The sequence below is a fragment of the Vibrio sp. 1CM2L genome, from assembly GCF_023161695.1.
GTDB classification, from domain to species: domain Bacteria; phylum Pseudomonadota; class Gammaproteobacteria; order Enterobacterales; family Vibrionaceae; genus Vibrio; species Vibrio coralliirubri.
Map to the genome: position 1 here is coordinate 532,784 of NZ_JALNTT010000003.1, position 18,062 is coordinate 550,845.

General features: G+C 43.8%; 15 protein-coding genes. 7 read left to right on the plus strand and 8 right to left on the minus strand.

Annotation, left to right across the window (positions count from 1 at the left end; genetic code table 11):
- Positions 1-41 precede the first annotated feature (41 nt).
- On the minus strand, positions 42-962 hold the full coding sequence (locus tag MSG34_RS12405) for an HDOD domain-containing protein (protein WP_052878172.1): 921 nt from the start codon (positions 960-962) through the stop codon (positions 42-44).
- 358 nt (positions 963-1,320) lie between these two features.
- Between MSG34_RS12405 and MSG34_RS12410 the strand changes: the two genes are divergently transcribed.
- A complete protein-coding gene (locus MSG34_RS12410) occupies positions 1,321-1,902 on the plus strand; it encodes a TfoX/Sxy family DNA transformation protein (RefSeq protein ID WP_017060401.1) in 582 nt (193 codons plus the stop codon).
- Positions 1,903-2,052: 150 nt separating this feature from the next.
- Here MSG34_RS12410 and MSG34_RS12415 read toward each other — a convergent pair whose 3' ends face one another.
- From MSG34_RS12415 to MSG34_RS12425, 3 genes are all read right to left on the minus strand, one after another.
- A complete protein-coding gene (locus tag MSG34_RS12415) occupies positions 2,053-2,595 on the minus strand; it encodes a hypothetical protein (protein ID WP_048609214.1) in 543 nt (180 codons plus the stop codon).
- 287 nt (positions 2,596-2,882) lie between these two features.
- The gene (locus MSG34_RS12420; RefSeq protein WP_017065410.1) at positions 2,883-3,380 is read right to left on the minus strand and encodes a response regulator; all 498 of its coding nucleotides are present in this window, start codon (positions 3,378-3,380) and stop codon (positions 2,883-2,885) included.
- Complete coding sequence (locus MSG34_RS12425) at positions 3,373-5,316, minus strand: ATP-binding protein (RefSeq protein ID WP_248337631.1); 1,944 nt, start codon at positions 5,314-5,316, stop codon at positions 3,373-3,375. Before MSG34_RS12425 ends, MSG34_RS12420 begins: the two co-directional genes overlap by 8 nt.
- Positions 5,317-5,499: 183 nt before the next feature.
- Here MSG34_RS12425 and MSG34_RS12430 point away from each other — a divergent pair, with 183 nt between their 5' ends.
- The 4 genes from MSG34_RS12430 (at position 5,500) to MSG34_RS12445 (ending at position 11,430) form a co-directional block, all read left to right on the plus strand.
- The gene (locus tag MSG34_RS12430) at positions 5,500-6,762 is read left to right on the plus strand and encodes a DUF945 family protein (RefSeq protein WP_248337633.1); all 1,263 of its coding nucleotides are present in this window, start codon (positions 5,500-5,502) and stop codon (positions 6,760-6,762) included.
- A gap of 163 nt (positions 6,763-6,925) precedes the next feature.
- Positions 6,926-8,020: a 3-phosphoserine/phosphohydroxythreonine transaminase gene (gene serC, locus MSG34_RS12435; protein WP_048611612.1), complete on the plus strand. Its 1,095-nt coding sequence runs from the start codon at positions 6,926-6,928 to the stop codon at positions 8,018-8,020.
- 375 nt (positions 8,021-8,395) lie between these two features.
- Positions 8,396-9,520 carry an extracellular solute-binding protein gene (locus tag MSG34_RS12440; protein ID WP_082242363.1) on the plus strand — a complete coding sequence of 375 codons (1,125 nt, stop codon included), beginning with the start codon at positions 8,396-8,398 and terminating at the stop codon, positions 9,518-9,520.
- A gap of 20 nt (positions 9,521-9,540) precedes the next feature.
- Positions 9,541-11,430, plus strand: a complete 1,890-nt coding sequence (locus MSG34_RS12445) for a GGDEF domain-containing protein (RefSeq protein WP_248338169.1) — start codon at positions 9,541-9,543, stop codon at positions 11,428-11,430.
- A gap of 25 nt (positions 11,431-11,455) precedes the next feature.
- Here the strand turns inward: MSG34_RS12445 and MSG34_RS12450 are convergent, their stop codons facing one another.
- Positions 11,456-12,271 carry a helix-turn-helix transcriptional regulator gene (locus MSG34_RS12450; RefSeq protein ID WP_248337635.1) on the minus strand — a complete coding sequence of 272 codons (816 nt, stop codon included), beginning with the start codon at positions 12,269-12,271 and terminating at the stop codon, positions 11,456-11,458.
- A 151-nt stretch (positions 12,272-12,422) separates the two neighbouring features.
- Between MSG34_RS12450 and MSG34_RS12455 the strand changes: the two genes are divergently transcribed.
- The gene (locus tag MSG34_RS12455; RefSeq protein ID WP_248337637.1) at positions 12,423-13,115 is read left to right on the plus strand and encodes an MOSC domain-containing protein; all 693 of its coding nucleotides are present in this window, start codon (positions 12,423-12,425) and stop codon (positions 13,113-13,115) included.
- A 77-nt stretch (positions 13,116-13,192) separates the two neighbouring features.
- Here MSG34_RS12455 and MSG34_RS12460 read toward each other — a convergent pair whose 3' ends face one another.
- Positions 13,193-13,909 (minus strand): 3'-5' exonuclease, encoded by a 717-nt coding sequence (locus tag MSG34_RS12460; RefSeq protein ID WP_248337639.1) that lies wholly within the window; start codon positions 13,907-13,909, stop codon positions 13,193-13,195.
- Between the two features lie 5 nt (positions 13,910-13,914).
- Entirely contained in the window at positions 13,915-15,804 is a 1,890-nt protein-coding gene (locus MSG34_RS12465; RefSeq protein WP_048609207.1) for a DUF294 nucleotidyltransferase-like domain-containing protein, read from the minus strand.
- 150 nt (positions 15,805-15,954) lie between these two features.
- On the opposite strand from MSG34_RS12465, the gene MSG34_RS12470 reads away from it, so the two are divergent.
- Positions 15,955-16,596 (plus strand): outer membrane beta-barrel protein, encoded by a 642-nt coding sequence (locus MSG34_RS12470; protein ID WP_048617493.1) that lies wholly within the window; start codon positions 15,955-15,957, stop codon positions 16,594-16,596.
- Positions 16,597-16,740: 144 nt separating this feature from the next.
- On the opposite strand, the gene MSG34_RS12475 is transcribed toward MSG34_RS12470, so the two are convergent.
- Positions 16,741-17,931, minus strand: a complete 1,191-nt coding sequence (locus MSG34_RS12475; RefSeq protein ID WP_019822582.1) for an amino acid aminotransferase — start codon at positions 17,929-17,931, stop codon at positions 16,741-16,743.
- Positions 17,932-18,062: the final 131 nt, after the last annotated feature.

Here is an 18,062-nt window from a genome sequence, read left to right on the forward strand (position 1 = left end):
CATTTACTTCATATTACACTTATTTGTAATTTAACAGTGACTTAGAAGCCGCTAGTATTGATCACGTCGCTTAGCTTTGCATTAAAATCATGCTTGCTCAAGTTGCTTAATTTATAAAGCACCTCTGCACCAGTCACGTTAAGTTCAACTTCGTGATCATCGATGTTCTCATCCTTGTTTCTGAACATCAGCAGGTGGTTAGCGATTCGAGCAATATCCAAGTAAGACACTTCACGCTGTTCGTGGTTATTGATGGTATTGCTGCACACATCAATAAAGTCGCTGTCAAAGCCCCAACGGTTAAGCACCAATTTACTGGTAGCAGAACATTGGCCTTGGAAGATTTGTAGAGCGATGTCGTGATCTAGGTAATTGCCATTTTCGAGGTAGAGGTGGTATTCGCTAACCAAACAGAACAAACCAATGTCAGCCAGTAATCCAACAAGCAGTGATTTTTCATGTTCAAGGTAACGGTATTCAATAGGGGAGAGCTCTTTGAAGCCGTTGGTCACCAGTACCATAGTGGCGCCTAGCTCTTTTGATACAGATGCGCTCTGAACCAATAACTTATTACACTCTTTACTGAGGTTGACTGAGTGTTTGAGTTGCTCAATAGCCTGAGCCGTCACGATGTCACGTACTCTTAATATGCCAAGGCGCGACACAGCCGTCATAATATCAACACAAGTAATATTGCGTCGGTTAAAGACGACAGAGTTAGCCACACGAATGACAATAGCAGCGAGGCCTGGGTCTTCGAGTAAGCACTCGGCAACTTCAGCAATCCCGGTTGATTCAAGGGTACAAAGCGATTGAATCTTCAGTACAACGTTAGGGATAGGAGGAAGTGTTATTTTTCCCGCTGAGATAGAATGTCCAACAAGTTGGGCAAACTCTGATTCTAGACCCTTTAAGAGAAGAGCCTTATTTTGAGGTAGCCAGAAAAACGATAAATGATTCATATAAAAAGTAAAAACATGTATGTCTTGCCATTTTACAAGCCGCGATGCTGCGAGGCAATACTCATCCGTCCACATAACCTTTAATAATTTGAACCGGTGTATCACTAGGTGTCCAAATTCAAGCATGGTTTGATAGTTTACTGTGACGTCAATCATGAAAAACCAGAATACTCAATTGATTGATGTGAACTAAGTCCAGACTTATTTTTCTTTTCGAAGTATGATTTATTTAAAGGTGAAAAACGAAACCATAATATTCACCTATAGAATAACAAAATAGATTTATAATTTTTCGCATAACAAGCTGCTTGTCTGGTGATCAACCTAATCGGGGTAATTTGATTAAGGATCAACGGATATGACCGAGACAGCATTTATTAATTACGTGAATCAATTTGGTGAGCATCAAAAACGTTCTATGTTCGGAGGTATTGGCCTCTTTCAAAATGACGCTATGTTCGCTTTATTGAGTGAAGGTTGTTTATTCATTAGAGGTGGAAAATCATTAGATAAAAAACTGACCGATCTTGATTGTGAAAAGTATCGTCATGTAAAAAAGCAGACAACAGCAACCGTAAACTATTACGACATTACGGATCTGTTTACCTGTGAACATCCTGAATTGGATAGTATTATTCGTACTTCAATCGATAATTCAATTCAGCAGCGTAGCTTCAAGAAATCATCAGCTAGCCGTAGATTAAGAGATCTACCAAACATGCAGCTTACGTTAGAGCGCATGGTTAAAAAAGCGGGTGTGGATGATGTTTCAATGTTTATGCAGTTGGGCGCGCCTGAAGTGTTTAATAAGGTTCGCGAAGCGTACGGAAACGATGTTGACCTTAAACTACTTTGGAAATTTGCGGGTGCAATTGATGGTATTCACTGGAAACTATTACAAGAGCCACGCAAGCAGCAACTACTAAAGAGCTGCCACTAAAGAAGTTTGCCTTATATGCTTAAGATTACTGTTAATAAATAAAAACCGAGGAATGTCCTCGGTTTTTTTGTTTCTGTCTTAGCCGGATTTCTTAAAAGACTAAGTATCAAAAGGCTAAGTGCTCATTAAGAGCTAGTTTGGCTTTAAGTATTAGTACTTGAAGCGAGCAGTGAACATAAGTTGGTCACCGTAGAAGTCGTTAATACGAGCTTCAGCGCCTAGAGAGAAAAGCTCTGTAGAGTGGAAACGCGCGTAAACAGAACCTGTCCAATCATCGTTGTCATCGATAGAAACGTAACCACCTTTACCACCAACTTCTAGCTGTGGACCAAGCCATTGGCGAACACCAACGTTGATTTCCATACCGATATCAGTAGAGCTTGAGTTCTCAGGCTGAACGATACGAGCTAGCATTTCACCAGTTAGGTCTGCCCAGTTGTTTAATGGAGCATGGAAACCAAGACCTACAGCTGAGTCGTAATCGCCTTCAAATTCTGAATCGATACGTGCTATAGCGTGAGCGTTCGGGTGAATTGACTTACTGAACGCACCACCAAATGTTACTGGGCTAGCACCGATGCGTGCTTCAAAGTAATCATAGTTAAAGTTGCTCATTACCTGTGGTTGTTCATCAACAGCTAGTGCTTGACCAGAAGCCAATAGCATAGCGGTAGTAAGTAGAATTTTGCGCATAACGACCGTAAACCTATATTAGTGTTAATTCCTTTGGTTTGAGACAAATCGGCAAACCATAAACATTGAGACAGTTTAATCTAACTCACGGAAAAGTAATCCTTTAAAATGTAAAACCTTACTCATTTAGTTAAAAAACAAGCAAATTAAGGATCAGTATGTAACGGAGATCTCATGTTTTAGGGCGAATGAGAAAAATAGACGAGCGAATTATCCAAAATTTGTATGTGTTCGGGCGGTTCTTATATCGGATGCCGCTTTTCTCAGTATCCATTAACCAATCAGCGCTATTCACCAAAACTGGTGCGTTTATCCGCCATTGAAGTCAGTATGCGCTCGGTATCTAAGATCGAAGTCCAGTTAAGCAATTGCTTGTCGTTGGCAATGACATAGTCAGTCAATTGTTGAGTAATCGTGTCTCGCAGTTGGTCGCCTTGCCAAGGTTTTGAAATATAGAAATCAAGTGCAGCGTTGTTAATGGCCGTGACGGTATCTTCCAGCCCAGCTTGCCCTGTGAGCAACAGCTTACGTGTTGGTTTAGTCGCGTCGTGTTGGTTGAGTTCGATCAGAAAATCAATGCCGGTTTCTTCTGGCATGATGTGGTCGCACAAGATTAACGCGAGCTTAATACCATCTTGTCCCATTTCTTTGATGACTTGCTTGGCTTCATCGACAGACTCAGCACCTTCAACCAGAAAGTTCTCTTCAAATATCGCCAAGTCCTGAAGGACACTGTTGAGAACTTCAGGTTCATCATCGACACATAAAATTAGGTACTTATTCATGAGGTGCTCCTTCTTGTTTGAATGGAAGCCACACTTGCATGTTTGTATGACTGCCTACCTCTGACTCCACCAAAATAAATCCCTGATGAGCCGAAACGATTTGTTGAGAAATGGATAACCCAATCCCTAAACCAAAGTTGCCTTCTTTTTTGGTTGTGAAATTCGGGTTGAAAATGGTGTTGATGTCTTCTTTGGCAATGCCGTGGCCAGTATCGGAGATTTGCACCACAAGAAACGTGTCGTCGCCTTTTGTCTGTTGAGAAGTGGTGATGGACACTTTTCCTCGTTCAGAAAGGGCATCGAGCGCATTGGAGATAAGGTTGGTCCACACTTGTTGCAGTGATAGCGACTGGCACAATAAAGGCGGTAAGTCGGTGTCGTAATGCTTTTCGAGTTGGTGGTGTTTAAGCCTGTTTTCGAAGATCACTAAGGTATCTTCAAGCCCTTCGTGGATATCTGTGTAGTGGCGAACTTCTTCATCTTCTCTAGCATAGCTTTTTAGGCTTTTGACCATATCGGCAATACGCTTGCTGCACACTTGAATTGAGCGGATAGAGTTTCCAATATAGTGGTAATGCTCTAAGTCATTGAGCAGCTCTTTGCCTGCGACAGGGGACTCTTTTAATGTGTTTAGAACCGTAGAGTCTTGGCTTAGGTTTAGTCTCACGGCTTTTTTTGCTAAAGCACGGTCATCAATCGTCGACGTAAGATGCTTTACGAGCTGTCTTTCTTGAGCCGTCGATAGTGGCTTAGCTAACTTTGAATGTGCCAGTACGTCAGTCCCTTTATTGGACTCTGGAACGGATAGGTTTGCCAATATCTGGTCGAGATGTTCTGACAGAGTTTCGATGCTTCTTAATATGGCTGCAATCGGGTTATTCAGCTCGTGTGCGACTCCCGCGACAAGCTGCCCGAGCATCGCCATTTTCTCTTTTTCGATCAGTTGTTGATGTGCAGACTCTAATGATTCTAGTGTCTGTTGAAGTTTGATCTTATTGGTGATGCTGCGTTGCAAACGTCGATTAAAATGACGGAGCAATAGATTGGTAAATAAAGGCAGCAGGGTATTGTTTGAATGCATCACCTGAGCAAAGCTATCTTTATCCAGTTTGATAACGCGTGTCTGCGTTAGGGTTATCGCGGTAGAAAACGAAGGCTCACCTGTTACAAATGACATCCCGCCAACAATGTTCCCCTTGGAGTGACGTACCACTTCCCGCTGTTGCCCGAGTTCATCTTTCTTATATAGAGCCGCTTCACCCTCAATGATCAGCCATAAAAAGCGATTGTCTTCGCCTTCTACAGTGAGCAGATGCTCAGGGGAGTAGTCACGAATGGCCTTAGTTTTATCATCTTTTGAGAAGACATCCTGCAGAGCACTGACGACACGCTCTGCAAGGGCATTATCAGAAAGCTGGTGGTAGTCGTGAATGAAACCCGATTGGAAAGAGTGAATCTTTTGTTCAATGTGCGCTCTGAGTAAGCGCTGTTGATCCAATGCATCACTGTAAGAGAGCAGGTTTTCTGAGTCGTATTGGATGACAAAAGAGGTCAGCTCTTTTTGCGCTGATTTGAATAGAACCTGATCTTGAACCGGTTTGGTTAGACAGTGATTGAGTCTGCCTTCATTCACAGCGGTCAGAATGGATTGAATGTCTGAAGAAGCGCTGACTAATATCGTTCTTGCGGTATTACTATGGGGCAGCTGTTCAAGTTCAATCAGAAATTGCACGCCATTAAATTCAGAATGATGATGAGTGATCACCAAGGCTACGGTTTGGTTGTGATCATGAATATCTTCTAATGCGTGATGAGCATCTTCTATGTTCTCGGCAGTATAAATATCGAATACAGAAGCCAACGGAGCCAGCTCCGAACGTATTCTTTCAATGCTAACCGGATTATTGTCCAAACAGATAACAGCGTATTGATTCACAGCTCAACCTTAATAGTAGCGACGTCTCTAGCCTAGCAAGAACCGCCGAATAAGGATGAGAGCTAGCCGTTAATTTATTGAGGCAATCGAAGTATCGAGCAATAGACTGATTTAACTCAATGTTTCTTGTTTGCTACTGATGGGTTAGACTAAAAAAAACAGACACGTGTAGAAAGAGAACTCATGGAACAGTTAAGAAAAATTGGTGCAATTGGCGGCGCAATCTCATTGGCTCTTTGTTGGCCACTAGCGGTTGGCCAAATTGGACAGAATGCTATTACCGATGGCGTTGCAAAGCTTAACAATTCAAGCATTCAAGCTGAGATCGTGGAATACGATAGAGGTTACCTGTCTTCGAACGTAACCACTCGTTTAACTGTGACGGATGAAAACCTGAAAGAGCAACTTGCGATTGATGGACTGCCGAGTGAGTTTGTCATCAATAGTGCGGTTAGCCACGGTTTGGTGAGCTTAAATGCACTGTCGACGTTTGAGAATAGCGATATTCTGCCTTTAACTCTGACGACTAGCACTGAGCTAAACGGCAACACTGACTTTAACTTCGAGTTAAGCCAGTTCAATCATCAAGGTTCTGATGAGAATGGTACGTCGGTATCGATCACTAAATCGAATCTTTCTGGCCATGCGACTGTTTTAGGCCAAGTTGATTACGAGCTTTCAATCCCTTCAGTTCAAATTGATTTTGAAACCGGTGAAGAGGTAACGCTGTCTAATCTGAAAGGTGTGGGTTCAGGCCAACAAGCGAAAGGCTACTGGTTAGGTACTCAGAATTTTACTATCGATAGCTTCTTGGTTTCAGACTCTGCAATGCAGCCTTTCATGACCATTGAAAACTCTAAGTACGATTTTGAATCACATCTAGATGAAGCAACTAAGCGTCTGCGCAGCAACCTCAAGCTGGATATCGCAAACATCGAGACCAGTGAAGGCCAGTTGAACAACCTAAACGTCGATTTTGAAATGTCGAAGTTGGATAGCGAGTCGTTTGAGAAAATCTTTGAGATTTACCAATCTAATCCTGTGATGACGCAAGAAGACGTTGCAGCGATCATTCCATTTATCGATATCCTGTTTGCAAAAGGTTTCGACCTTTCAATGAACAACATGTCGCTAGAGTTAGGTAAAGGGCAGTTCGAATCTAAGTGGTTGGTGAGCGTACCGGAAGGGACAGAAAACATCAGCAGCAACCCTTCGATGCTCATGCCTGCATTAACTGGTAACGTTCACTCTAGCTTCTCAAATGAACTTGTTGAAGAGTACCCATTCATCCGTGAAGGTATCGATGAATTGCTTGTGATGGAAATGATCAAGGAAACAGAAAGTGGTTATGAAATCAGCGCTGACCTAGAAAATGGAAACCTAGTGTTCGAAAATGGACAAGAAATTCCATTAATCGCTCTACTTATGCCGGTTTTTGTTCAATAAACAGAGCAGGCTTGAATACTGATAGGGTGATTTAGCAGGTTAAGCTTAAACATTTTATACGGTACAAAACAAAAGAGGTCTTAAGACCTCTTTTGTTGTTTTTATGTTGGGTAAAACATGGTATTACTTGCATAGTTATTATTTAGCAGGAGCAATCATCCCCATGGAACTTACATTAGATAACGTATTCAACTTCAGTGCTGGCCCAGCGGCACTGCCTAAACCGGTAATGAAACAAGCGCAAGCGGACTTTATTGATTGGAATGGTTTAGGGACTTCCGTGATGGAAATCAGCCATCGCAGCAAGGAATTTATTCAAGTTGCTGACGAGTCCGAACAGGACCTACGTGATCTTCTGAACATCCCAGACAACTACAAAGTTCTTTTCTGTCAGGGGGGCGCTCGTGCTCAATTCGCTGCTGTTCCTCTAAACCTTTTAGGTGATGCGACGAAAGCGACTTACATCGATGCGGGTTACTGGGCAGAAAGTGCAGTGACTGAAGCGAGCAAATATTGCGAAATCGATGTATTCAACGCGAAGACGTCAATCGATGGCAAAGCAGCGGTTGTTCCAGCTAAAGATTGGAAAATCGACCCAGAAGCGGCGTATGTACATTTCTGTCCAAACGAAACCATCGATGGTATTGAAATCAGCGAGCTTCCTCAAACGGATAAGCCAATCGTAGCGGATATGTCATCTAACATTCTGTCTCGTAAGATTGACGTGTCTCAGTATGGTGTTATCTACGCGGGCGCGCAAAAGAATATTGGCCCAGCGGGTATCTGCATTGCAATCGTACGTGATGATCTACTCGAACTCGCAAACGACGTGTTGCCGAGTATTCTGAACTACAAAGTACTTGCTGAAAAAGACTCAATGTTCAACACACCACCAACGTACGCTTGGTACCTATCAGGCCTTGTGTTCAAGTGGTTGAAAGCTCAAGGTGGCGTTGAAGCGATGGAGTTGGTGAACAAAGAGAAAGCAGCGTTGCTTTACGGTGCAATTGATAGCTCAGCTTTCTACAAAAACGATGTTCACACTGCAAACCGTTCTAGAATGAACGTGCCGTTCCAACTGGCGAAACCTGAGTTAGATGGTAAGTTCCTAGAATTGGCTGATGCTGCAGGTTTGAAATCACTGAAAGGCCATAGAGCAGTAGGTGGAATGAGAGCTTCACTTTACAACGCAATGTCTCTGGAAGGCGTTCAAGCTCTGGTTAGCTTCATGAAAGATTTCGAAGAGAAGTACGCTTAATCGATGACAGGGCTTTGACCGATAAATTGCTTATTTGATTTTTATTGTGTCGAATGCACCGAACGAGATAAATGCCGCTTTTGCGGCATTTTTTTTGTCGTTAATAATAAAGGGTATGGTATGTTGATTTATTGTAAGAACAGCCATCCAGAGATATGACGGATGTATCGGAATGAGCAGACCTTTCTCTTAAAGCGAGAGTACCAACTGTTTTTCAGACACTTTTTACTATATAACGTGTCGCCCAAAGCTGAATCTCCAATCATGAACAGCGAGCGATAAGCTGCATCGACCGGTTTATTGATGGGCAATTAAAATCCAACGTCTAATTTTTTACACAAGGAGTCAAGTGTGAGGTTATTGAGTCTATTTGCGATGCTATTTCCAGCCGTTGCTTGTTCGTCCACACTTGAAATATGGGCTGGTATTAATTATGAAACGGCCGATTATGTAAAAGAACATATCGAAGCGATGACTGATCATCGTGTAGAAATTCGTTCGTTTGACGTCAACAGTATTCGTTCTGAACTTCTTGTTGCTGACCCTAGAGACAATACCTTTCCCGATGCCATTTGGGTTCCTTCTGACTTCTTAGGTCTAACTGAATATATCGAATTAGCGACACTTCCCGAGGCTTGGGTTGATACCCAACGCTATGAGAAAAAGGCACTCGATGCGGTGGTCATTAACGGTGAGCTTAAGGCGTTACCGGTTGGTATTGGAAACCAGGTCGTTCTGTATTCGAGCAAGCCTCAAGCGCAAGTTGTGACATGGGAAAGCCTAATTGAACGCTCTGCTAAGTCCGATCAAGTGAGTGTGCTTTTTCCCAATCCAAACATGTACTTCTATCTAGCTTTCTATCAGCTTTTTTCTGAAGACTTATTATCGTCGAAGAATGTTAACGGTGAAGGGTTAGTTGCCATTTTTGATTTCATCGACATGTTACAGCAGAAAAAAGTCATTGAATCATCGTGCAGTGATATTTGCGCGAGGCAGAGATTCATCAATGGGGAAGTCGAGTTTTTGATTGACGGCGACTGGGCTTTCAGCGAACTCGATGCCGCTTTTGGTCGAGATTTATACATCAATTCGTTGCCGACCTATCGTGGTGAGAGTATGTCTTCATTTAGTGGCGCGAAGATTTTTGCTGTCACGGAAAAAGGCATGCAAAATCCAGATAAGAAATTAGCTTTGAAAGAGGTCGTTCAATACCTGCAATCAAACAGTTTCACCTATTTAGCTCACTCGAGTGCCATGGTTTCGCCGTTTTATGAGGTCAATCAACGCCGTGTTGAGGAAGGCAACCAGACTTTTTCAAATATGTACGATGAGTTTCAAGCGTCGCAAATGATGTCGAGTGACTACAAGATGGCGATCGTTTGGGAGGCATCGGCTCGGGCGTATCAGCGTTACAAGTCAGGGATGCCAAAGAGTGAACTGCATAAGTTTTACAATGATTTTGTTCAATATTACTCGGCGAATATGAGGGTAAGAGATTGAAGCTATCATTAAAATACACCATGGGCTTGGTGTTGCTGGCTTGCTCAATGCTCCCTGTTTACCTAGCGGGACAGTTGATTCTCAATAAACAAAACCAAAGTTCTTTAGAGCAAAAAGAAGCCAAACTGGACAACTCTACGACCGGTATTCGTCAAACCGTACAAGAGCAAATTAAGCTGACGGCGAGCCTAACCCAATGGTATTCGCAAGACCGATCATTGATTAAAGCGGGTGGTAATATCTTTTTCTCAAGTGTTGTTTGGGACAAGATGGATAGCTTCAATGCGCTAGCGGAGAGTGTGTCCGCGACTTATATTCTGGACCAAAACTGGAAGCCCATTTATGACAGTAAAGGCAGCTTGTACCATTTTGAGCAGAGCCAGTTATTAGAAAGCTTGAAGCGTCCTCAATCGGTTTATGGGCAAGGGAAATTGTTCCACACCGAGTTTACCGAAACTGAGTTGGCGGATAATGCCACTGCCGGTATCGCTTTTGTCGCGCCGATCTTACCTTATCGTTTGATTGAAGGTTCTACATACACGCCGCAGGGCTATCTTGTGGTTCTTATGGGGTATGACAGACTTAACACTAAAGTGACGCCTTTCCTGTATCAAAATGAGTCGGTTGAGTTTAACTATGTTGATTCAACGGATGCTCAGTCTTCTGAACAAAGTGCGAACATTATCTCTATCGACAGTAAATTCTTTACCGACAAATTGATACTGAACGTCAAACATCATATTTCCGACAGTGCGCGCTTATTAGAGATGCAACAAGCTCAGGTGGTCTTTGTCAGAATATTGGTGGCGACGCTTGCCATCGCGATTGTGTTTGCTCTGTTCCTAAGCCGCTGGTTCTCAGGGCAGTTAAACCTGTTGGCTGAATCTGTTACGTCGTATTCGCATAACCAGTCACCGACTCATAGTGTGGATGAACATCGTTTTACAGAGTTCGTCACGCTGAGTCGTTTATTGGAAACCTTGTGGGGTCGCATACAATACCAAGTCCGTGAGCTTACCGAAAGTAACGATAAACTCGAAAGATTTAATGTTCAGCTAGAGGACTTAGTCGAAGAGAAAACCAGCAAGTTAACGTATTCGCTCGCGCGTGAAGAATCCCAGAAGCATCGTATTTTGAAGATCGTGCAGTTTGCATCATCGAGACAGGCGGCTGAATATCGGTTGATTCCTCAAATGGTCGATCAAGAGTTAAAGACATTACTTGCTCAACATTCGATTCAGTTTCATTTTAACCGAACTGGCGAGGCTGACTTGAGACTCTGTGACTCACAGGGGACGGCAATCGGGTATTTTTGTTCGAGCTCATTTGCTCTACTCAGTGAAGAAGATCTGTTGATTTTTGACATGTACCAAAAACAGTTAGCAGGTTGGCTAGAGCTCGAAAATATTACGCGCATTAACATGCCGACTGGTTGTTTGAATCGTAAAGCTTTTAATGAAGATCTCGAATTCAGCAAACGAAGCATTAACGACAACCAAAATCAGATTTCTTTGATCATTATTGATATCAATGGCTTGAAAACGACCAATGATGTTCATGGACATGAAGTCGGGGATGAGCTGATACAGCGCTGCGTAGACGTAATCAGCCACGAATTGACACCTGCCAGTAATCTATATCGTTTGGGTGGAGATGAATTTGCGGTGCTTACCTTAACGTCTGGTGAGTCGAATTCGCTCAATGTCGCAGAGATGGCTGAGCAGTTGTACATTGCTCAGGAGCAACAGGCAATCGAGACTAAAGCGGGTATCTCTATTCCTGTCAGATTCTCGATTGGTGCAGCCTCTAGTGATTCAACAGACGTTGAGCAATTGTTCTCAGTCGCTGATGAGAATATGTATCAGCAAAAGCGTCGTTATTACCAAACGTTGTCTGTGGTTGGGAAGTAATGCCAATCACGCTGACAAATAGCGGTCACGATTTTCGACGCCCATTGGAGCGAAACTGCTGCGGCGTGACATTAAAATAAGCTTTAAACGCTTTGATGTACGAAGAGTCGTTTTGATAACCAACTTGGTCAGCAATACGTTGGATTGAGAGCTCTTCATCAAGCAAAGATAACGAATAAATCAGTCGGATTTGTTGTCGCCACAACTGAAATGACGTGTTGAACTCTTTTGAGAACAAACGCGATAACGTTCGCTCCGATGCGCCGACTTTTTCTCCCCACTCTTTTAACGAATAATCTAATCTTGGTGTGTCTTTCAGCGCTTCGAATATCAACTTTAAGCGCCTGTCTTCGGGGAGCAATAATTGAAAGGTTTGCACATTATCTTTCATTATTTGGTCGTGCAGTACCGCAAGTAAACGCGATACCTCACCATTACTCACCAATCCTTCGCACTGCCTTCGGATCTCTTGCAATAGTTCATTTAGAAACGGCGTGAGGGTAATGGTTCGCACTTCAGGTTCATATTCACTGCCAAACACAGGGTTAAGGTAGATACCGACAAACGTCGTATGGCTCAATGCGATAGATTCATGTTGAATACCCGCAGGTACCAACAGCGCAGAAGTGTGCGGAACAAGATGCTGGTAGTGATCAGTCTTAGTTTGCAATAAACCTCTGATTGGAAAGATCACTTGATGCCAATCATGTTGGTGCATTGCATCGATGAAACCTTTAGGCATGTCGATGGTCTTTACTAGCGCTGGTGAGTTGGGGTTGGCAGCCATCATCTCGTTGGAAGTCATGACATCGGAGTGAGAATCTATTTGGCGGGTTGGCATTGTTGATTGTCCTTACATCTCTACTCTGACATTGGCTTGTTAGGCTATCATGCTCGGCATAGTGAATGAAGTCGAGTGTGATGTCGTCTTACCTCATACAGTTCAACAAGTATGTTTTCAGTAATAAAGTGTCCAGCAATAGGGAAGGGATATGAAGAAGTTAGGTATAATCAACAGCGTATTGGTAGGTAAAACCGTTGCCTTTGCTCACGGTACACAGAGTGCCATCAACAAACAGGTTTTGTCGGAACGTCAACACGCCACAGAGCTTGGTTTTACCAATGACGAACAAGGTGACCCTCGTTTTCATGGCGGCATTCAAAAAGCCCTTCATATTTACCCAAGCGAACATTACCCAGTTTGGGAAAAGGAATTGGGCAGCAAAGCCATCTTTCAAACTGCAGGCGCATTTGGCGAGAACCTAAGCTCAAGCGGAGTGACTGAAACGTCTATTTGTTTAAAAGATAAGATTCGAATTGGTTCAACATTATTGGAAGTTTCGCAAGGGCGCATGCCTTGTTGGAAGCTTAATGTGCGATTCGATCAAAACGATATGGCGAGAAGACTGCAAGACACACTTCGAACTGGCTGGTACTTCCGTGTATTGGAAGAGGGCGATATTGGCGCAGGTGATGAGATTACTTTGTGTGAAAGACCATACCCTGATTGGTCGCTCGCGCGCATTATGGGCGCTGTCTTTACCGGAAGCCTAGATAGAAAAGAACTGAGCCAGATGGCTGAACTTCCTTTGGTCGAGTCTTGGGGGAAACTGGTTGAGCGTCGTCTCGAAACGGGCGAAGTTGAAGATTGGGAGATGCGCTTGGTCGGGCCAACAGCTGCTTAAACACAGACAATGAAAATGAAAAAGCCCACTTATGGGAAGTAGTGGGCTTTACATGTGTACGTTCTGTTCAACGCCAGCTAGAGCCAGAAACTCTTCAAAGGCATATCAGCGTCAAAGTGATGAGCAATTTGCGCTTGGAGAAGCTCAGCGGTCGCTATAGCGTCCGTTAATGCATGATGTGGCGTGTAGTCGGGCAGGTGGTATCGACGACGACTCTGCCCCAGTCTCACTGAAGCTGGCTTCTTACCTTTTAGCTTATTCCACAAGCCGCCAGCCAGTTTATTTTGGATCTGAGATTCAATCTCGAGCGTGTCGAGGACTGGGAACTCAATGCCTTCACCGAGTCGCACTTTCAATGCATTATCCAAAAAGTCACGTTCGATACGACGATAGTGAACCACAGGGATATGCCCCGCCATTGATTCTAAGATCTCGCCCAACACTTCACTAAGGTCTGGCGCATCAATGATGTCATTGTGCGTGATGCCATGAATCACGACAGACTCTTCTTCTAACTTCTGTTTTGGTCTTAGCGTCCAGTGTTTGGCTTGTCGCAAGTAGATGCGATTGAGCGTAAATGGCACTAAACCAATGGTAATGATGCCGTCTTTGTTTGGGTTTAACCCCGTCGTTTCAAAGTCGACAGCCAAGAACATCACTTCTGAAAGTGGCGTATCAGGCGCAGGAAGAGGCTGGCTATAAAAGTGCTTTAAGCGCTCGTCTCTCGCTCGTTCTAGCTTCTGAGCAAACTTAAATGGCCAATCGACCGCAGGTGATCTGAATAGTTTGTTCATAGGCCCTACTTAAACTTGTTGCTGGCTTGATAACGGAACTTAAGGAAGTTTTGCGCATTACTTAATATTTGGAATGCATCCTTTAGGTTACGTCGCTCGAAGTCAGACAGGTTCTCTGGCTCGATGTTGTTATCAGGCTCGATGTTGTTGTCGACATCGTGTGCTTGGTGGCGAATACGAACCAGAGAGATAAACTCCATGGCATCTTTCAAATCTTGAGCTCGACCTTTTGGCAGAATACCAGCGTCAATAATGTCATCTAAGCGTTCGAATGAGTTCTTAGAGCGAGACGCTACCGCGAGCGAGTGAACACGAATCAAATCGGCCAGTGGTGCAGTACCACGACGCTTAAGGTTGATTGAGTTGTTGTGACGGCCATCTTTTTCCATCACGAAATCTTTGAAGAAGCCAAGCGGCGGTGTGCGGTTGAGTGCGTTACGTGCAAGACACGCCAAGAAACGGTTGTTCTTACGTGCGCGTCGAACAATAAAGCTGTTCAATTGCTCCGCCCATTTCAGGCGACCATAAACGCCATCTAAGTCGAAGAAGATAGAAGCATTCAATAGGGCTTTCGGGTTTGGATCATCAATCCAATCGGCAAAGCACTCTTCCCATTGTCGACGAGTCATACGCCACGTTGGGTTAGTTGCCATGATGTCACCAGTACAGTACACATAACCACATTGGTCTAAGCCATCACAAATGAAGGTCGATAGCTCTTCAAAGTACTTACCATGCTTTTTCTCGTCGTAGGTATCATCAAGAATGATTGCGTTATCTTGGTCTGTAACCAGTAGCTGCTCATCACGGCCCATAGATCCTAATGCAAGGAAACAGTAAGGAATAGGCGCCTTGCCCAATTTCTCTTCACCCAGTTCGATAATTCGCTGCTTAAAGCTACGACCAATTACCGACATTGCAGTACCCACCATGTGGGCGTTGGCATCTTCGTTAACTAAGCGCACAAAGCTGTCTTTCACTTGCTCGGAAAGCACCTTTAGATCTTCAATGCTTTGTTGTTGGAAGATGCTGCTTACCAATAACAGCGAGTTTTGAGATTCGTAACGAACAATATCGGTCGCTTCGATAATACCAATTGGCTTCTTATCTTTAAGCACTGGTAAATGGTGCACGTTGTAACGAAGCATGGTCATCATGGCTTCGTATACATAGGCGTTGTGGTCGAGTGAGATAACCTCGGGTGTCATCACGCTGGATACTTCATCCGATGGGTCGAGACCTTCAGCGAGGACACGCGTACATAAATCTCGGTCGGTGATGATGCCAATCACGGGTGTTGAGTCATCTTCATCATCTTCAACGATATCTGGGTCGATGATCAGCAAAGAGGAAACATTATCTTGTGCCATCATGGTCGCAGCTTGCTGAATCGTGCGCGTTTTTTCGATCATTGGCGCTTCGCTGGTCAGTAGCGTTTTAACCTTGGATGTTGTTAGGTCGTTAGCGTCGTTGCTGTCGGAGTTGGCTTGGCGCAGTCGCGCGTTATCTTCTACTTCTACGAAATCGGCAAAGGAGTCGTAGTTGTCGTAGAGCTCTTGAAAGATAGGCTCAGGAATACAGTAGAGCAGGGTATCTTCGGTCGCTTTAACAGGGAAACGCACCTTGTTGTTGGTCAGTAGGCCCATTTGACCAAACAAGTGGCCTTCATCCAGGCGGTTATAGAGCTCGCCCTTACGACGGTAGACTTCGACTTCGCCACTTCGAACGATGTATAAGTCATGAATTTGATCACCAAAGTGAATGATAGGGGTATCTTGGCGGTAATAAGAAATTTCCACACTACTGGTCACTTTCGCCAACATCTCCTCAGGGAGTTCTGTGAAAGGGGGGTATTGTGCCAGAAAGTTTTGAATCTCTAATAACTCAGCATCCATAATGATCATCCATTGGTTTGTATGATTTCATGGTACAACATTTGATAATATTTTGCCGTCACAAATCAATCTGTGAGCTAAAACCTTTTTAAAGTCTTATGGATAGACTAACCTTTCAATAAATGGAGTGACAGTTTAAGGATGATAGGAATGTCGAAGTGGAAGCTTAGTTTTGTATCTGCGGTTTTTATGTTTTCTCCAAGTTTGTGGGCGGACACTAACGCGGTGGATATTTTGGATTACGACCATATTTATGCCACGGCGCATTCGGGCAGTTTAAATGAAGATGCAGGCAGTAATAATAATGCCTCGTCGTATGGATTAGGCGTCAGTTACGCGATGACGGATGATTGGTTGTTGCTGGGAGACTACAGCGCACGTTTCATTCACCCTGATGACACCACAACTCGAATTGATACGCTAATGCCAGGTGTTGGTTACCGTTACAGCATTAAGAAAGATTTAGATATAGTGGCTTACTACCTGCTTGGTATCACGAAAGGTAAGGTTGAAGATAATGACACCAACCGAACTGAATCTTCAGATACTGAGTTCATCCAAGGGTTAAAAGCTGAGCTTAACTATGGCTTTGCGAAACGTTGGATTGCCAATGGCAGTGTGCAAGTGAACCGAAGTGACCTGTTTGATGAAGAGATCTATCACTTAGGTTTACGCTATCTAGTGACCAACAAGTTTGCGATTGGTGGGTCATACCAACATCGAGATGGTGAAGGTAAGATTCGTAGCGAGCGTACTAACGAGCTAGGTGTGGAATTTTTCCTAGAGTATTAGCCAGTAACGAAAAGGCTAAGTGCCCTAATAGCTCTTATATACAAAGAGACAGACACAAAAAAGCCAGCTTAATTGCTGGCTTTTACACATCTATTGGTCTGCAAGTCAGGTTTCTGGTCTGCAAATACAGGTAGAGCTTTACGATTAAAGAACCGCAGCGATACCTTTACATAGAGGACCCATGTTTGACTTAGTCATACCAGCAACACTGATACGGCCAGAACCAACAATGTAGATTGCGAATTCGTCTTTTAGGCGAGTTACTTGCTCTTTGCTTAGGCCAGAGAAAGAGAACATGCCGTTTTGACGTTCGATGAATGTGAAGTCTGCATCAACACCTTCAGATTTCAGTGTAGTAACAAACAGTTCACGCATCTCTTGGATACGGTCGCGCATTTCTGCTACTTCTGCTTCCCATTCAGCTCGTAGATCAGCATCACCAAGGATGTGAGTAACGACAGCACTGCCGTGCGCTGGTGGGTTAGAGTAGATAGAGCGGATAATGCTCTTAACTTGAGAGAACGCAGTTGTTGCTACGTCTGCAGATTCTGCAACCAGAGTGAATGCACCAACACGCTCGTTGTACAAGCCGAAGTTCTTAGAGAACGAGCTAGCAACAAGGATCTCTTTGTTGTATTGAGCAAAAATACGTAGGCCAGCAGCATCTTCTTCAACGCCTTTTGCAAAACCTTGGTAAGCAAAATCGAATAGAGGAAGCAGTTTCTTCTCAGCAACCAGCTTAGCCAGTACTTCCCACTCTTCAGTTGTTGGGTCGATACCTGTTGGGTTGTGACAGCAGCCGTGCAGAAGAACGATATCGCCTTCAGAAGCTTTCTCTAGGTCAGCAACCATGCCTGCGAAGTCTTTGTCTTTAGTTTCGGCGTTGTAGTAGCTGTATTGAGCCGTTTCGATACCCGCAGCAGCGAAAACGCCATTGTGGTTAGCCCAAGTTGGGTTACTGATCCAGATTTTCACATCACCCAGTTGGCGCTTGATGAATTCACCCGCTACGCGAAGTGCACCTGTACCACCTGGAGCTTGTGCTGTTTTAGCGCGTTGAGATGCAACGATCTCTGCGTCTGAACCGAAAAGAAGTTTCTGAACCGCTAGACCGTATTCAGCCGTACCTTCAATCGTTAGGTAAGATTTGGTTTTTTCGTTTTCAAGAAGTGCAGCTTCTGCTTTCTTTACTGTTTTAAGTACAGGCGTTTGACCATCTTCATTTTTGTAGATGCCAACACCAAGGTTGATTTTCTCTGCACGAGAGTCTTTTTTAAACTCTTCAGTAAGGCCGAGGATAGGATCGGCGGGAGCAGCTAACACTTTTTCAAACATAATCTTCATCCATGTCAATTGAGAGGGGATAGTATCTATGGGTAGTTATACCTGTATGGAATTTTTAAGACAATACGAAGTGAACAGAAAGGCTAAAAAAAATCCATTTCAATCAGATTTATTGACTAAAG

Excerpts from the sequence above, each read along its gene's own strand:
- MSG34_RS12475 (WP_019822582.1), bottom strand. The coding sequence starts at position 17,931 with ATGTTTGAAAAAGTGTTAGCTGCTCCCGCCGATCCTATCCTCGGCCTT.
- MSG34_RS12405 (WP_052878172.1), bottom strand. The coding sequence starts at position 962 with ATGAATCATTTATCGTTTTTCTGGCTACCTCAAAATAAGGCTCTTCTC.
- MSG34_RS12445 (WP_248338169.1), top strand. The coding sequence starts at position 9,541 with ATGGGCTTGGTGTTGCTGGCTTGCTCAATGCTCCCTGTTTACCTAGCG.
- MSG34_RS12440 (WP_082242363.1), top strand. The coding sequence starts at position 8,396 with ATGCTATTTCCAGCCGTTGCTTGTTCGTCCACACTTGAAATATGGGCT.
- MSG34_RS12415 (WP_048609214.1), bottom strand. The coding sequence starts at position 2,595 with ATGCGCAAAATTCTACTTACTACCGCTATGCTATTGGCTTCTGGTCAA.
- MSG34_RS12470 (WP_048617493.1), top strand. The coding sequence starts at position 15,955 with ATGTCGAAGTGGAAGCTTAGTTTTGTATCTGCGGTTTTTATGTTTTCT.
- MSG34_RS12430 (WP_248337633.1), top strand. The coding sequence starts at position 5,500 with ATGGAACAGTTAAGAAAAATTGGTGCAATTGGCGGCGCAATCTCATTG.
- MSG34_RS12465 (WP_048609207.1), bottom strand. The coding sequence starts at position 15,804 with ATGGATGCTGAGTTATTAGAGATTCAAAACTTTCTGGCACAATACCCC.
- serC (WP_048611612.1), top strand. The coding sequence starts at position 6,926 with ATGGAACTTACATTAGATAACGTATTCAACTTCAGTGCTGGCCCAGCG.
- MSG34_RS12420 (WP_017065410.1), bottom strand. The coding sequence starts at position 3,380 with ATGAATAAGTACCTAATTTTATGTGTCGATGATGAACCTGAAGTTCTC.
- MSG34_RS12455 (WP_248337637.1), top strand. The coding sequence starts at position 12,423 with ATGAAGAAGTTAGGTATAATCAACAGCGTATTGGTAGGTAAAACCGTT.
- MSG34_RS12460 (WP_248337639.1), bottom strand. The coding sequence starts at position 13,909 with ATGAACAAACTATTCAGATCACCTGCGGTCGATTGGCCATTTAAGTTT.
- MSG34_RS12410 (WP_017060401.1), top strand. The coding sequence starts at position 1,321 with ATGACCGAGACAGCATTTATTAATTACGTGAATCAATTTGGTGAGCAT.
- MSG34_RS12450 (WP_248337635.1), bottom strand. The coding sequence starts at position 12,271 with ATGCCAACCCGCCAAATAGATTCTCACTCCGATGTCATGACTTCCAAC.